The organism is Pseudorhizobium halotolerans (assembly GCF_902153235.2).
Taxonomy (GTDB): Bacteria; Pseudomonadota; Alphaproteobacteria; order Rhizobiales; family Rhizobiaceae; genus Neorhizobium; species Neorhizobium flavum.
On sequence record NZ_CABFWE030000011.1, the window covers coordinates 255,155 to 270,378 of the forward strand.

Sequence of the window (15,224 nt, forward strand, 5' to 3'; positions counted from 1 at the left end):
CCTCACGCGTGGGCGGCGGGGAAGAGCCCGCGCGGCTTCATCGCTAGGATGAGCGCCATCATCACGTAAATGAGCATGGATGCCGCAGCACCGCCGATCATTCCGGCCTGTGAAGGCGGCACGAACAGCGCCAGCATTTGTGGTAGCAGGAAGCGCCCCATGGTGTCGACGACTCCGACCAGCAGCGCTCCCAGGAGCGCGCCCTTGATGGAGCCGATGCCGCCGATGACGATCACTACGAAGGCGAGGATGAGAACAGGCTCTCCCATGCCGACCTGGACCGACTGCAGCGCGCCGACCATGGCGCCAGCAAGGCCCGCAAGCGCTGCACCCAGGGCGAAGACGACCGTATAGAGCGTGCGGATGTCGACGCCGAGAGCGCCGATCATTTCGCGATCGCTTTCTCCGGCGCGAATGCGCATGCCGAGCCGCGTCTTGCCGATCAGGAGATAGAGACCGAAGGCCACGAGTGCGCCGGCGGCAATGATCGCCAGGCGGTAAAGTGGGTATTGCGCACCACCGGGCAGCGCCACCGCGCCCTGCAGGAGCGGCGGAATGTTGAGATAGAGCGGGAACGAGCCGAACAGCCAGCGGGTCCCCTCCGAAAACATCAGGATCAGCGCGAAGGTGGCCAGAACCTGGTCCAGGTGGTCGCGATCATAGAGCCGCCGGATGACGAGCAGCTCGACAATGGCACCGGCCGCCGCCGCGCAGGCGAGGCTGGCGACGAGGCCGAGCCAGAAGGAGCCCGTCGCCGCAGCCACCGCCGCACAGGCGAACGCGCCGACCATGTAGAGGGAACCATGCGCGAGATTGATCAGCCCCATGACGCCGAAGATCAGCGTCAGCCCGGCAGCCATGAGAAACAACATGACGCCGAGCTGAAGGCCATTGAGCAACTGCTCAAGAGCAAGTGCGAAAGTCACCAGCCAACCTTACATCTTGCAGTCTTTGGCGTAGGCATCCTCGTGGTCGTCGAAGATCTTCTCCACCGTCTTGTTGGTCAGCACGCCGTCCTCGCCCTTCACCACTTCCGTCAGGTAGATGTCCTGGATCGGATGCTGGTTGGTGTTGAACTTGAAATCGCCGCGCGGCGACTGGATATCAGCCTTCAGGAGTTCTGCGCGGAAGGCTTCCGTATCCTTCACGTCCGCCTTGGCGGCAGCCGAGAGGATCAGCTGCGCAGCGTCATAAGCCTGTACCGCGTAGATCGACGGCAGGCGGCCGTATTCAGCCTTGAAGTCGGCGAGGAATTTCTTGCTGACCTCGGTGTCGAAGTCGGGCGCCCACTGGCCAGAGGCCTTGGCACCGAGTGCGGCATCACCGATTGCCGGCAGCACGTCCTGGCTGAAGGAGAAGCCCGGACCCATGATCGGGATATTGACCCCCGACTGGGCGTACTGCTTCATGAAGGCGATTCCCATGCCGCCCGGCAGGAAGGCGAAGACGCCGTCGGCACCAGAGGCACGGATTTGGGCGATCTCGGCCGCATAGTCCGTCTGGCCGACCTGGGTGTAGACCTCCGAGCCGACTTCACCCTTGTAGAAGCGCTTGAACCCGGTCAGCGAATCCTTACCGGCCGGATAGTTCGGCGCCATGATGAACATCTTCTTGTAGTCCTTGTTGGCGTATTCGCCCATGGCTTCATGAAGATTGTCGTTCTGGTAGGCCGCGTTGAAATAGAGCGGGTTGCAGTTCTCGCCCGCAAGCGCCGCCGGCGCCGCATTGGTGGAGACATAGAACTTGCCCTGGGCGACTGCGCTCGGCGCCACCGCCATCAGCAGGTTCGACCAGACGATGCCGGTCAGGATGTCGACCTGGTCGCTCTGGATCATCTTGTCGGCGATCTGGACGGCCAGTTCCGGCTTCTGTCCATCATCCTCGGTGATGACCTCGATCTCGCTATTGCCTGCCTGCTTGATGGCCAGCATGAAGCCGTCGCGCGTGTCTATGCCGAGGCCGGCACCGCCGCCCGAAAGCGTCGTGATCATGCCGATCTTCACAGGCTCGGCGAAGGCAAGGCTGGAAACGCTCATGCTGAGCGCCAGCGTGGCGGCGGAAACCAGTTTCTTCATTGTCTCGAACTCCCAGTTGTTCTTATGACCCCATCCCCAGGCGCGGACCCCTCGATCTCGCAGCCCGGATATCCGCCCGATGTCATCACCGACCGGTATTCCCGATACCTTCCATACTTGCAAAAGAACGTCCACTGGCGAAGCCGCTGGAACGCGCTTTTGCAGAATGTCGGTAAATGCTCATGCGGCACTTGCCTGCTTCAGCCGGAACCGCTGGATCTTGCCTGACTCCGTCTTCGGCAGCGCATCGGTGAAGACGATGGAGCGCGGATATTTGTAGGGCGCGATGACCTTCTTGACGTGCTCCTGCAGGAGCTTCGCCATGGCATCGCACGCCGCACGACGATCGACCAGCACGACATGCGCCTCGACGATATGGCCACGTTCCGTGTCTGGAACTCCGATCACTGCGCATTCGGCCACCGCCTCGTGCTTCAGCAGAGCCGCCTCGACCTCCGGACCGGCAATGTTGTAGCCGGCCGAGACGATCATGTCGTCGGAGCGGGCGGCAAAGTGGAAATAGCCTTCCTCGTCCTGCACGAAGGAATCGCCGGTAAGGTTCCAGCCGTCGCGCACGTAGTCGCGCTGCCTGTCGTCGGCGAGATAGCGGCAGCCGATGGGGCCCTTGACGGCGAGCTTGCCGATCGTTCCCCGCGGCACTTCGCGCATGTCGTCATCCACGACCACGGCCTGGTAGCCGGTGAGCGGCTTGCCCGTGCAGGCAGGCTTGGAGTCGTCGAGCCGGTTGGAGATGAAGATGTGCAGCATCTCTGTCGAGCCTATGCCATCGACGATCGGCTTGCCGGTCTTCTGTACCCACTGGTCATAGACGGGGGCCGGCAGGGTTTCACCAGCGGACACCGCGACGCGGAGTGAGGAAAGATCGGCGCCTTCATCCATGGCGGAAAGCATGGCGCGGTAGGCAGTGGGCGCGGTGAAGCAGATCGTCGCCTTATAGGTCTCGATGATCTCGATCATCTTCGGCGGCGTCGCCTGCTCGAGCAGTGTGGCTGCCGCGCCGAAGCGCAGCGGGAAGACCGCGAGACCGCCGAGGCCGAAGGTAAAGGCAAGCGGCGGAGAGCCGACGAAAACATCATCCGGCGTGACGTTCAGCACTTCCTTGGCATAGGCATCGGCGATGATCAGGATGTCGCGGTGGAAGTGCATGGTCGCCTTCGGCACGCCGGTGGAGCCGGAGGTGAAGCCCAGCAGCGCAACATCGTCCCGTCCCGTTTTCACGGCCTCGAATTTGACCGGCTTGTCGAGGGCGGCGCGATCGAGTTCGGCATCGTGATTGGCCGTGCCGTCGAAGCCGATCACCTGCTCCAGGAACCGGCTCTCCTTGGCGACCGCCACCAGTTCGTCCATCAGCCGGGTGTCGCAAAGCGCCATGGTGACTTCGGCCTTGTCGACCACCTTGGCGATCTCTCCGGCGCGCAGCATCGGCATGGTGTTGACGACCACGGCGCCGGCCTTCGTCGCCGCAAGCCAGCAGGCAACCATGGCGGGGTTGTTCGCCGAGCGGATCAGGACCCGGTTACCGGGCTTCAGCCCGTAGTCTTCCGTCAGAGCCCGCGCGATGCGGTTCGTCCAGTCGGAAAGCTCCTTGTAGGTCCGGCGACGGCCGTTGCCGATCAGCGCGGTATGGTCGCCAAAGCCGCGCTCGACCATCCGGTCCGTCAACTCGACCCCGGCGTTCAGCCATTCGGGATAATCGAAGCCGTCGAGAAGAAGCTCCGGCCACTGGTCCGGCGGCGGGAGATGGTCGCGCGCAAACGTGTCCAGATGGCCTGTCGGTCCCAGTTTCATCATCGAGTTCCCATGCGTTCTTCTTGGTCCGCAACCCGAGGATATCCGGTGCTGCGGCCGTGGCATTTTTTGCCTTTTCACCAGAAAAGCACCGCTCCCGCGCGCTGGCAAGAGAGAAATTTTAAGTTTGTAATAATTTTGGACCGGCAGCCATGCACCCCCTTCCTCTCATGACAGCCAGATGCAACTATGGATGCGACTGGATGATACTGAGGGCCACATGCGACACCGGATATCCGATTGGGACGATGCCTATGCCAATGGGCCCAACATTCCCGGCGGGGATCGCTGGCCGGATCTCTGGGTGGGTCCGGCGCGGGAGTACCGGCATGCGCTGGAGGAAGCGGGGCATGCGAAGCTTGATCTTCGCTACGGCGATGGCGCGCGGAACAGGATGGATCTTTTCCTTCCGGCCACCGAACCTGCCGGCCTCGTCGTCTTCATCCATGGCGGCTTCTGGCTGCGGCTCGACAAGTCCTACTGGTCCCATCTCGCCCGCGGCGCGGTGGAACTGGGCTATGCCGTCGCAGTTCCCTCCTACACGCTATGCCCCGAGATCCGCATTGGCGGGATTACCCTTGAGGTGGCCAACGCCATCGAGCAGGCGGCAGAGATCGTCGCCGGCTCCATACGGCTGATCGGACACTCCGCCGGCGGTCATCTCGCGACGCGGATGATCACCGTGACCTCTCCCTTGCCGGAAGAAGTCCGCAGCCGCATTGTGCACACCGTAACGCTTTCCGGCCTGCATGACCTGCGGCCGCTGATGCACACGGCCATGAACAGGCAATTGAACATCGACCGGCAGGAGGCATGGCGGGAAAGCCCGGCACTTCTCGAGCCGATGCAAGGTGCCAGGCTGACCTGCTGGGTGGGCAGCGCGGAGCGATCGGAATTCCTCCGCCAGAACGCGCTGCTCGCCAATATCTGGAAGGGCCTTGGCGCCGAGACCGAAGTCGTCGAGGAACCGGACCGCCACCACTTCAACGTGATCGACGGGCTGGCCGATCCCCATCACCCGCTGACGCAGACGCTGCTCTCTTAGAGCCGAACCGCGGGGCGCCTAGAGCACCACGATCCGGGCGCCGATATTCACTCGCTCGTAGAGATCCATGACATCCTGGTTCAGAAGGCGGATGCAGCCTGCGGATACGGCCTTGCCGATCGAGGAGGGATCGTTCGTGCCGTGGACACGGTAGTAGGTGTCGACGCCGTCCTTCTGGATGTAAAGCGCCCTGGCGCCCATCGGGTTGCTCGGCCCGCCATCAACACCATCCTTGAACCGCCCGTAGTGTTCGGGGCTTCGCTTGATCATGCTGTCCGTCGGTGTCCATCTGGGCCATGCCGCCTTCCGGTCGATGATTGCCTCTCCCGTGAAGTTGCGGCTGGCAGGGCCGACAGCAACCGAATAGCGCATCGCCCTGCCCTCGGGCATGACGAAGTAGAGGTAGCGGGCGGACTGATCGACAACGACCGTGCCGGGAGCCTCGGTGGTCGCGTAGTCGACCTCCTGCCGGCGCCGCTCATCCGGCAGCTTCGAGACGTCGACGGCGGCGATCTGGAAGCCGTGATCCAGCCTCTCGCCATACATGACAGCAGGGTCTTTGGGTTCCTCCGGTTCGACGGGAGCTTCGAACGCGGCCGCTGCTACGACTGGAGGAGGAGCGGGCTGGGTCGAGTAGGTGGTGCAGGCGGAAAGCGGCGCAACGAGGATCAGGAATGCCAGACTACGCCGGCAAAGGGTATTGAATGTCATGGTACGTCCCGTGCGCAAGGCACATTTCAGTGTGACCTCCCGCATCCCGAGCACCACAAAGTGCTGTCCCAATTGTGTCGCTTCTTGCTGATCCTGAAATCGGAGCGCCAATATCGCCCGCTGTTGCGGGAAAGGCACAGGTGACTGGCGGCACCGCGTGAGAGTAGTCGGGCCTACAGCGAAGCCGCGGCGCGCGCCGCCTGGTCGTAGTGGCCGGAGAGGGCCCGCAGCCGTGCAGCGACTTCCGAGAGAGTGTCAGCGGAGACCTCGGTCGCCAGGACGGAGTTGACGAGCAGGCTCTCGCGCATCGCCTTGTAGCGTGCACAGGATTCCGCACCTGCTTCGGTCACCATGACCAGCTTTTCCTTGCCGCGCCGACCGGACTTGATGAGCTTCATCCGCTCCAGCTTCTTCAGTGCATAGGTCACGACGTGGGTGTCCTCGATGTTCAGCACGAGGCAGATGTCGGCAAGCGTCTTCGGCTTGTTGCGACTGTTGATGTTGTGAAGCACCAGGATGTCGACAGGCGAAAGGTCCGGCACGCCGGCTGCCGCCATGCACCGTACCATCCATCGGTTGAAGGCATGGTTCAGCATGATGAGGCCGAACTCGATCTCCGACAGCGCCGGCAGCGCTCCGCTCGCCAAGTGGCCCGAGGATACGATGGGGCCCAGATCATCCTTCTTGGCTGGCATGATGTCTCCTCCCGAAATGAAAGCGCCGCCGGCATCCCCGGCGGCGCTTCCTGATCACATCTTCTTGTATGCGTCTATGACGGCCTTGCCCTCGTCGCCGGCCTTGGAAAGCCAGTCTTGAGTGAGTTGGGCGCCGACTTCCGCCAGGCCGCTCTTCAGTTCCTCGCTGGGAGCAAGAACCTGCATTCCATTCGACTTCAGCGTCTCCATGTATGCCGCCGTCTTCTCGACACCGAGCTTCCAGCCGCGCTCTTCGGCTGCTGCCGCAGCTTCCGTGACCGCTGTCTGCACGGCCGGATCCAGCGCCTCGAACGCGTCCTTGTTCACGAAGATGACGTTCTTCGGGATCCAAGCCTGGGTGTCATAGTAGTGGGTGAGCGATTCCCAGATCTTGGAATCGACACCGGTGGCGCTGGAGGTCATCAGGCCGTCGACCACGCCGGTCGCCAGTGCCTGCGGAAGCTCGGCAGCCTGGACCGTCACCGGCTGTGCGCCGACGAGTTCGGCGATGCGCGACGTGCCGACATTATAGGCGCGCCACTTCAGGCCCTTGAGGTCTTCGACGGTGTTTACGTCCTTCTTGGTGTAGATGCCCTGGGGCGGCCATGGCGTCGTGTAGAGAAGCTTCAGGCCCTGCTCGTCGAGCGCCTTCTCCACCGTCGGCTTCGACGCCTCCCACAGCTTTTTCGATTCCTCGAAGCTGGTGGCGAGGAAGGGCACGACGTCGATCCCGAAGACCGGGTTCTCGTTTTCGTGCAGCGAGATCAGAACCTCGCCTGCCTGAGCCTGACCAGTCTGCACGGCGCGCTTGATTTCCGGTGCCTTGAAGAGTGCGGCGCCGGGATGAACTGTGATCTTGAGTTCACCCTTCGTCGCTGCGTCCACGTCGGAGGCGAACTGCATGAGGTTTTCGGTATGATAGTTCGCCGGCGGATAGGCGGATGGCAGGACCCATTCCGTCTGGGCGAGTGCCGCGCCCGCTCCCAGCGCGAGTGCCGCTGCCGTCATGCCCCAGCGGGCGATCGATCGCATGTGCAAGTTCATTGTCATTCCCCTTTGCGTTACCCCGGAAATGCCATTCGCGGCAGAACCATCACGATGTCCGGGAAGACCGTGATGATGGCGACAGTCGCCACAAGCAGGAAGAAGAAAGGAAGCGCCGCGCGGGCGACCGTCAGGCTGTCGCGGCCGCTCATCGTCTGCAGCACGAAGAGATTGAACCCCACGGGCGGCGTGATCTGCGCCATCTCGACCATCAGGACCAGGAAGACACCGAACCAGATGAGGTCGAAGCCCGCCTGCTGGATCATCGGAAGCACCACGACCGTGGTGAGCACGATCATCGACAGGCCGTCGATGGCGCATCCAAGCAGGATGTACATCACCGTCAGCACCGCAATCAGGGCATAGGGGCTGAGCTCGAAGCTTGCCACCCACGAGGCAAGCGCTGCCGGAATGCCCGTATAGCCCATGGCGATGGACATGTATCCGGCGCCGGTCAGGATCAGCATGATCATTGCAGTCATGCGGGTCGCACCCATGACGCTCTCCGTGAAGCTCTTCCAGGTCAGGGCCCGCTGCCATGCGGCGATGACGAGCGAACCGAGCACGCCCCAGGCAGCGCATTCGGTGGCGGTCGCCCACCCCATAAGCAGCGCCGAGAATACGGTCATGATGAGCAGCGCCAGCGGAATGAGATTGAGCGTCTCCTTCAGCTTGCTGGCCAGACTGGTCTTGGGCGCGGGCGGCGGGCTCTTGTCCGGGTTCAGGAGCGACCAGACAATGATGGCGGTCATGTAGAGCACCATGACGATGGCAGCCGGAATGAGGCCGGCAATGAACATCTGGATGATGGAGACATTCGCCGCAACCGCATAGACGATCATGGTGATCGACGGCGGCACCAGGAAGCCCAGGGTTCCGGCGCCCGCGAGCGAACCAAGGCTGATCATCTCGTCATAGCCACGCTTCTTGAGCTCCGGCAGCGTGATCTTGGCGACCATAGCCGTCGTGGCCGCGGAGGAGCCGGAGACGGCGCCGAAAAGCCCGCAGCCAAGGACATTGACGTGGATCAGGCGCCCGGGAAGCCAGTTCAGCCATGGCGACAGGCCGCGGAACATTTCATCGGACAGCCGCGTGCGGTAGAGAATCTCGCCCATCCAGACGAAGAGCGGCAGGGCGGCAAGGCTCCAGGAGGCATTCCCGCTCCAGGCATTGGTGGCGAGTGCCGCACCGATCTGGATACCGGCGGGCGCGAACTGCATGGCGACGAAGCCGCAGACGAGCAGCGCAATACCGATCCAGACGCCGCCGACAAGGAGGAAAAGGAGGGCGCCAAGGATAAGCCCGGAGACTTCGATCAGAGACAGAGCATCCATGATCAGACCCCGCTTTCCATAACGCGTTCGATGACCTCTTCCTTGGTCTCCGCCCTCGGCTTCTCGTAGCGCGGAGTACCGCCAAACAGCAGGTGGATAAGTTCATCGACGAAGGCGATTGCGAGGATGGTGAGGCCAGCCGACATGCCAAGCTGCGGGATCCACAGCGGCACGGCGATCACGCCCATCGAGACGTCGTTGAACCGCCAGGAGAACAGGGTCATCTCGATCGCGTACCAGGCGAAATAGGAAATGGCGGCGGCACCGATAGCCGTGCAGGCAATCTCGATCAGCTTTCTCGACGCGCCGTCAAACCGGTCGATGAGCAGTCCCATACGGATCAACTCCCCAGACCGGAAGGTATGAGCAAGCCCGAGGAATGCCGTCGCGGCCATGCACCAGGCGGTAAAGTCGTCCCCAGCCGGCACGTCTATGCCGAGAGGCCGTCCGGCAGACAACGACAGCATAATCAGGAAGATTGCGACTAGAAAGATGCCGGCGAGCCAGCCCGCGGCGAGGTAGAGACCGTCGAGCGCCTTCCTCAGCCACTCGGGAAAAAGGCTATGGCGTGGATCAATGGAGGACACAGATGGCCCTCCCGTCTGGAATACGGCAGTCAAACATGGTCGGCTCCCCTCGGTTGCCGTGGCCGGACGAAGCTCTGGCGGCTTCTTTGCCCGTTGTGGCGGCATGATGCAGCAACGAGCATTTTGCTGTCAATCAATCATTGACGTTTTATCGACGAAATGTATTCGTAAGGGAAAAGCAATCAACGAGGGGCTCGTCATGACCAGCGGCAAGTGGGATTTCTGGATCGATCGCGGCGGCACGTTCACCGACATCGTCGGGCGCAGGCCGGATGGCTCGCTGATCGCGCACAAGCTCCTCTCTGAGAATCCTGAGGCCTACCGGGATGCTGCCGTCCAGGGGATCCGGGAACTCCTGGAGCTGAAGCAAGGCGAGCCTGTGCCTGCCGGCGCGATCGGTGCGGTCAAGATGGGGACCACGGTTGCGACCAATGCCCTCCTCGAACGCAAGGGCGAGAAAACGCTGCTCGTGACGACGCGCGGCTTCCGCGATGCGCTGGCGATCGGCTATCAGGCGCGGGCCGACATCTTTGCCAAGAAGATCATCAAGCCGGAACTGCTCTACAGCGCCGTGGTGGAAGTCGACGAACGCGTGCGGGCGGATGGCGAGATCGAGGCAGCCCCCGACGAAGCCCTCATCCGCCGGGATCTGCAGGCGCAGTTCGATGCCGGATTCCGCGCCGTCGCGATCGTCTTCATGCACGCCTACCGGTACCCGCAGCACGAGCAATTGGCCGCCAAGGTGGCACGCGAGATCGGATTTACCCAGGTCTCTGTCAGCCACGAGGTCTCGCCGCTGATCAAGCTGGTGGGCCGCGGCGACACGACGGTCGTCGACGCCTATCTCTCGCCGATCCTGCGCCGTTACGTGGAGCAGGTAGCATCCGAGCTCGGTGCCGACGCCGAAGGCGGGGCGCGTCTGATGTTCATGCAGTCCTCGGGTGGCCTCACGGCTGCTGACCTTTTCCAGGGCAAGGACGCCATCCTCTCCGGCCCCGCCGGAGGCGTGGTAGGAGCAGTGGAGACGTCGCGCCTTGCAGGCTTTGACCGCATGATCGGCTTCGACATGGGCGGCACGTCAACGGACGTCTCCCATTACGATGGCGAGCTGGAGCGGTCCTTCGAGACGGAAGTCGCCGGCGTTCGGATGCGCGCGCCGATGATGTCCATCCACACCGTTGCCGCCGGCGGCGGCTCCATCCTCCACTTCGAGAATGGGCGCTTCCGCGTCGGGCCGGATTCGGCCGGCGCCAATCCCGGCCCCAAAGCCTATCGCCGCGGCGGGCCCCTCACCGTCACCGATGCCAACGTCATGCTCGGCAAGCTCTCGCCCGAACTCTTCCCGAAGATCTTCGGCCCGAACCGCGACCAGCCGCTGGACGCAGCTGCCGTTCGCGCGGCCTTCGAGGACATGGCCACGACCATCGGCGACGGGCGTACGCCGGAACAAGTCGCAGACGGCTTCCTGGCGATCGCCGTCGAGAACATGGCGAATGCGGTGAAAAAGATCAGCGTCCAGCGCGGTTACGACGTCACCAATTACGTACTGACCTGCTTCGGCGGTGCCGGCGGCCAGCATGCCTGCCTCACGGCCGATGCGCTCGGCATCTCCACCGTGATGATCCACCCTTTCTCCGGCATCCTGTCCGCATACGGTATGGGACTTGCGGACATTCGCGCCACCCGCCAGAAGACAGTTTCCGTCGCTCTCGGCGAGGCTCTGGATGCGCTGCCGCCAGTCCGCGACGAGCTGACAGCGAGCGTATTGCAGGAGATGGCTGCGCAAGGCGTGATCGAAGCCGACACCGATGTCCTGCATCGCGCCCACCTGCGCTACCAGGGCACCGACACGACCCTTGCGGTCCCCGTGTCCTCAGTCTCTGAAATGACGGAGGTCTTTGAGGCGCTTCATCGCAAACAGTTCGGCTTCATCTTCGAGAACCGCGAGATCATCTTCGAATCCTATGAAGTCGAAGCCATCGGCGGCGGTGCCGAACCCACCGAACCTACCAATGCCATCGACGACGCCGCTCCCACTGCCACAGAGGAAACGCGTTTCTTCTCTGGCGGAGAATGGCGCCAGGCACCTGTCTACCGCCGCGCCGACATCGTCCCCGGCGCCCGGGCCGCAGGGCCATGTCTCATCGTCGAGCCGCACCAGACGATCGTCGTCGAGGATGGCTGGGCGTTCGAGATCACCGCGCTCGACCATGTCGTGCTGAAGCGGGTCAAGGCGCTCGCGCGCAGCAAGGCGGTCGGCACGGAAGCCGATCCGGTGCTGCTTGAGGTCTTCAACAATCTCTTCATGTCGATCGCCGAACAGATGGGCGTGACGCTGCAGAACACGGCGTCGTCGGTGAACATCAAGGAGCGGCTGGACTTCTCCTGCGCCATCTTTGACGAAAACGGTGCGCTGGTCGCCAATGCGCCGCACATGCCGGTGCATCTGGGCTCCATGGACCGTTCCGTTGAATCGATCATCGCCCAGAACAAGGGAAAGATCCGCCCCGGGGACGTCTTCGCGCTGAACGCGCCCTATAATGGCGGCACGCATCTTCCGGACATCACCGTGGTAACGCCGGTGTTTGATGGCGAGGGCAAGAACATCCTCTTCTACGTCGCCTCGCGTGGCCATCATGCGGATGTCGGCGGCACCGCCCCCGGCTCCATGACGCCGCTTGCGACGACCGTCGACGAGGAAGGGGTGCTCTTCGACAACGTGCTCCTGGTCGATCGGGGACGCTTCGACGAGGACGGCATTACCCGTCTTCTTTCCGATCACCCCTATCCCGCACGCAATGTCGCCCAAAACGTCGGGGACCTGCGTGCCCAGATCGCCGCAAACGAAAAGGGCGTGCACGAGATGCGAAAGATGATTGCGCAGTTCGGGCTCGACGTGGTGCAGGCCTATATGGGCCATGTGCAGGACAATGCGGAGGAGAGCGTGCGCCGCGTCGTCGAGAAGCTCGGAGATTCCGAATTCTCCTACGACACCGACCAGGGCAGCACGATCAGGGTGAAGATCACCGTCGACAAGGAAAAGCGCGAGGCGACGGTCGACTTTACCGGCACAAGCCCGCAGAAGCCGAACAACTTCAACGCCCCCGAGCCCGTCACCCGCGCCGCCGTGCTCTACGTCTTCCGGGTCATGGTCGAAAGCTCGATCCCGATGAACGCCGGCTGCCTGCGGCCGATCCGCATCATCGTGCCGGAAGGTTCGATGCTGAAGCCGCAATATCCGGCCGCGGTCGTTGCCGGCAATGTCGAGACCAGCCAGCACGTCACAAATGCCCTGTTCGGCGCTCTCGGTGCGATCGCCGCGAGCCAGGGCACGATGAACAACCTGACCTTCGGCAACGAAACCTACCAGTACTACGAGACGCTCTGCTCCGGCTCGCCCGCCGGTGTCTTCAACGATGGGACGGGCTTCGACGGCACCGATGCGGTGCATGTCCACATGACCAATTCGCGCCTCACCGATCCCGAAATCCTGGAGACGCGCTATCCCGTGTTGCTCGAGGACTTCCACATCCGGGAGAACTCCGGCGGCAAGGGCAGGTGGTCGGCCGGTAATGGGACGAAGCGAACCATCCGCTTCCTGGAGAACATGGACTGCGCGATCCTTTCTTCCCACCGCACAATTCGGCCGCATGGCCTTGAGGGCGGCGAGGCCGGTGAGCTCGGCCAGACCATCGTCCGGCGGCTCGATGGCCAGCTCGAAGACCTCGGCGGCTGCGGCCAGACAATCCTCGAGGCTGGCGAAGCGGTGACCGTCGTCACGCCCACCGGCGGCGGCTATGGAACCCCCAACTGACGTTAAGGCTGAGCGGGCGGCGGCACGACGCCGCCCGTTTCCGTTTTCCGGTCGCTCTGGGAACCCATTGGTCGTCCGCGTGTTTCCTCACGGGGGCGTGCGGGTATCGTCGCGTCCTCCTAAATTCCAAGAAAACAGGAGGGAAGACGATGGACGAGAAGAACATGTCCGGCGGCGACAGGGTCCTCACCAACCGTCAGGGCCATCCGATCGCCAACAACCAGTCGCAGCGCACGGTAGGCTCACGTGGTCCGGCGACGCTCGAGAACTACCAGTTCCTCGAAAAGATCACCCATTTCGACCGCGAGCGCATTCCGGAGCGGGTTGTCCACGCCCGCGGCTTCGTCTGCTACGGCGAGTTCGAGGCGACCGGCAAGATCGGCGACGAACCGGCCTCGAAGTACACTCGGGCCAAGCTTTTCCAGCAGGCTGGCAAGAAGACGCCGCTGGCGATCCGTTTCTCGACCGTGATCGGCGGCCGCGATTCATCAGAGGTTGCGCGTGACCCACGCGGCTTTGCCGTCAAATTCTATACCGAAGACGGCAACTGGGACCTTGTCGGCAACAACCTCGCGATCTTCTTCATCCGCGACGCGATCAAGTTCCCGGACGTGATCCACTCGCTGAAGCCCGATCCGGTGACCTTCCGGCAGGAGCCGAACCGCATCTTCGACTTCATGTCTCAGACGCCCGAATCCATGCATATGCTGACGCACCTGTTCTCACCGCGCGGCATTCCGGCGAGCTATCGCCACATGGAAGGTTTCGGCGTCAACACCTACAAGATGGTCAATGCCCAGGGCGAGACCTGTCTGGTGAAGTATCACTTCCATCCGCGCTGCGGTATTGCGAGCCTGACCGCAGAGGAAGCGGCCAAGGTGCAGGGCCAGGATTTCGGCTCCGCCTCAAAGGATCTCTTCACCGCGATCGAACGAGGCAACTACCCGCAGTGGGACATGTATGTGCAGATCATGGAGGACCATGATCATCCGGAGCTCGAATGGGATCCGCTCGATGATACGAAAATCTGGCCGGAGATGGACTTCCCGCTCCGCCACATCGGCACGATGACGCTCAACCGCAATGTCGAGGACTTCTTCAACGAGAACGAGCAGATCGCCATGGGGACAGGCGTGCTGGTCGATGGTCTCGACTTCTCCGACGACAAGATGCTGGTCGGTCGCACCTTCTCCTATTCCGACACGCAGCGCTATCGTGTCGGGACAAATTACCTGCAGCTGCCGGTCAACCAGGCGAAGAACGCCAAGGTCGCGACCAACCTTTCCGGCGGCACCATGTCCTATCGCCGCGAGATGGCGCCCGGGCAGAACCCGCATGTCAACTATGAGCCCTCGATCCATAACGGCCTCACCGAGAGCCCGGTCGAGCAGCCGAACAACCCGCCCGAGATCCATGGCCGGCTGACGCGTAGCGTGCTGGAGCGTCGCAACGACTATGTCCAGGCGCGTGGCCGCTACTGCACGATGATGGACTGGGAACGTGACGACCTCGTCTTCAACATGGGCGACCTGCTCGGCCAGTGCGAGCGCGACGTCCAGGAGCGCATGGTCTGGCACTTCTTCCTCGTCCATGACGACTACGGTCGTCGCGTCGGCGAGAAGCTCGGCATCAGTGCCGACGACGTCAGGAAGCTCGGCCCGCTGCCGAAGCAGATCCTCACGGACGAAGACCAGAGGCGCCTGCAGAACCTCGGCAACAATGGCGACAGGATCGATCCGACCGTCTGGGGCCAGTGGACGAGTTCGGTGAAGAACTACAAGGCCTCCGCCGAGGAAGTCCTGATGGGCAAGCTGCCGAACGAGGGCATGACCCGGAGCCAGGCGGCGGAATGACCCCTGCTGGCCGGCTCCACGAGGGCCGGCCGGTTCTTCAACGGAAGGATCGATCATGAGTGATAGCGAGCCTCGCGACGCAAACCATAGAAATTCAGATGCTGTGCCGCCCGGCACACCCAATGCGGCGGAAAATACCTGCCGCCGCTGCTCGGGCTCCGGCCGGATCGATGGCTCCGAATGCCCAGACTGCGGCGGCACCGGCAAGGTGCTGACGCCGGTTGGCGGCGCCGGCTGACAAACCACCTCCCCTTGCC

12 protein-coding genes are annotated in these 15,224 nt (G+C 62.9%); 4 read left to right on the forward strand and 8 right to left on the reverse strand.

The genetic code is table 11. The annotated features are described in order from the left end of the window. Window positions 1-2: 2 nt before the first annotated feature. From FN060_RS16630 to FN060_RS16640, 3 genes are all read right to left on the reverse strand, one after another. A complete protein-coding gene (locus FN060_RS16630) occupies window positions 3-926 on the reverse strand; it encodes a branched-chain amino acid ABC transporter permease (protein WP_142589055.1) in 924 nt (307 codons plus the stop codon). Between the two features lie 9 nt (window positions 927-935). Then, window positions 936-2,075, reverse strand: coding sequence for an ABC transporter substrate-binding protein (locus FN060_RS16635; RefSeq protein ID WP_142589056.1), 1,140 nt, complete (start codon window positions 2,073-2,075; stop codon window positions 936-938). Window positions 2,076-2,255: 180 nt separating this feature from the next. Continuing rightward, window positions 2,256-3,884, reverse strand: coding sequence for an AMP-binding protein (locus FN060_RS16640; RefSeq protein ID WP_142589057.1), 1,629 nt, complete (start codon window positions 3,882-3,884; stop codon window positions 2,256-2,258). A 220-nt stretch (window positions 3,885-4,104) separates the two neighbouring features. Here FN060_RS16640 and FN060_RS16645 point away from each other — a divergent pair, with 220 nt between their 5' ends. After that, the gene (locus FN060_RS16645; protein ID WP_142589058.1) at window positions 4,105-4,929 is read left to right on the forward strand and encodes an alpha/beta hydrolase; all 825 of its coding nucleotides are present in this window, start codon (window positions 4,105-4,107) and stop codon (window positions 4,927-4,929) included. A gap of 18 nt (window positions 4,930-4,947) precedes the next feature. On the opposite strand, the gene FN060_RS16650 is transcribed toward FN060_RS16645, so the two are convergent. The 5 genes from FN060_RS16650 to FN060_RS16670 all read right to left on the reverse strand — a co-directional run bounded on the left by FN060_RS16650 (window position 4,948) and on the right by FN060_RS16670 (window position 9,300). Beyond that, entirely contained in the window at window positions 4,948-5,640 is a 693-nt protein-coding gene (locus FN060_RS16650) for a L,D-transpeptidase (RefSeq protein WP_142589059.1), read from the reverse strand. A gap of 173 nt (window positions 5,641-5,813) precedes the next feature. Continuing rightward, window positions 5,814-6,335: a winged helix DNA-binding protein gene (locus tag FN060_RS16655; RefSeq protein ID WP_142589060.1), complete on the reverse strand. Its 522-nt coding sequence runs from the start codon at window positions 6,333-6,335 to the stop codon at window positions 5,814-5,816. A 54-nt stretch (window positions 6,336-6,389) separates the two neighbouring features. After that, window positions 6,390-7,379 (reverse strand): TRAP transporter substrate-binding protein, encoded by a 990-nt coding sequence (locus FN060_RS16660; protein WP_244665836.1) that lies wholly within the window; start codon window positions 7,377-7,379, stop codon window positions 6,390-6,392. A 17-nt stretch (window positions 7,380-7,396) separates the two neighbouring features. Next, window positions 7,397-8,713: a TRAP transporter large permease gene (locus FN060_RS16665; protein ID WP_142589061.1), complete on the reverse strand. Its 1,317-nt coding sequence runs from the start codon at window positions 8,711-8,713 to the stop codon at window positions 7,397-7,399. A gap of 2 nt (window positions 8,714-8,715) precedes the next feature. Continuing rightward, window positions 8,716-9,300 (reverse strand): TRAP transporter small permease, encoded by a 585-nt coding sequence (locus FN060_RS16670; protein ID WP_244665837.1) that lies wholly within the window; start codon window positions 9,298-9,300, stop codon window positions 8,716-8,718. A 199-nt stretch (window positions 9,301-9,499) separates the two neighbouring features. On the opposite strand from FN060_RS16670, the gene FN060_RS16675 reads away from it, so the two are divergent. The 3 genes from FN060_RS16675 to FN060_RS16685 all read left to right on the forward strand — a co-directional run bounded on the left by FN060_RS16675 (window position 9,500) and on the right by FN060_RS16685 (window position 15,205). After that, complete coding sequence (locus tag FN060_RS16675; protein ID WP_142589063.1) at window positions 9,500-13,114, forward strand: hydantoinase B/oxoprolinase family protein; 3,615 nt, start codon at window positions 9,500-9,502, stop codon at window positions 13,112-13,114. A 149-nt stretch (window positions 13,115-13,263) separates the two neighbouring features. Further along, complete coding sequence (locus FN060_RS16680; RefSeq protein ID WP_142589064.1) at window positions 13,264-14,967, forward strand: catalase; 1,704 nt, start codon at window positions 13,264-13,266, stop codon at window positions 14,965-14,967. 55 nt (window positions 14,968-15,022) lie between these two features. Beyond that, a complete protein-coding gene (locus FN060_RS16685; RefSeq protein ID WP_142589065.1) occupies window positions 15,023-15,205 on the forward strand; it encodes a hypothetical protein in 183 nt (60 codons plus the stop codon). Window positions 15,206-15,224: the final 19 nt, after the last annotated feature.

Excerpts from the sequence above, each read along its gene's own strand:
- FN060_RS16665 (WP_142589061.1), bottom strand. The coding sequence starts at position 8,713 with ATGGATGCTCTGTCTCTGATCGAAGTCTCCGGGCTTATCCTTGGCGCC.
- FN060_RS16640 (WP_142589057.1), bottom strand. The coding sequence starts at position 3,884 with ATGAAACTGGGACCGACAGGCCATCTGGACACGTTTGCGCGCGACCAT.
- FN060_RS16675 (WP_142589063.1), top strand. The coding sequence starts at position 9,500 with ATGACCAGCGGCAAGTGGGATTTCTGGATCGATCGCGGCGGCACGTTC.
- FN060_RS16635 (WP_142589056.1), bottom strand. The coding sequence starts at position 2,075 with ATGAAGAAACTGGTTTCCGCCGCCACGCTGGCGCTCAGCATGAGCGTT.
- FN060_RS16645 (WP_142589058.1), top strand. The coding sequence starts at position 4,105 with ATGCGACACCGGATATCCGATTGGGACGATGCCTATGCCAATGGGCCC.
- FN060_RS16660 (WP_244665836.1), bottom strand. The coding sequence starts at position 7,379 with ATGAACTTGCACATGCGATCGATCGCCCGCTGGGGCATGACGGCAGCG.
- FN060_RS16650 (WP_142589059.1), bottom strand. The coding sequence starts at position 5,640 with ATGACATTCAATACCCTTTGCCGGCGTAGTCTGGCATTCCTGATCCTC.
- FN060_RS16680 (WP_142589064.1), top strand. The coding sequence starts at position 13,264 with ATGGACGAGAAGAACATGTCCGGCGGCGACAGGGTCCTCACCAACCGT.
- FN060_RS16655 (WP_142589060.1), bottom strand. The coding sequence starts at position 6,335 with ATGCCAGCCAAGAAGGATGATCTGGGCCCCATCGTATCCTCGGGCCAC.
- FN060_RS16685 (WP_142589065.1), top strand. The coding sequence starts at position 15,023 with ATGAGTGATAGCGAGCCTCGCGACGCAAACCATAGAAATTCAGATGCT.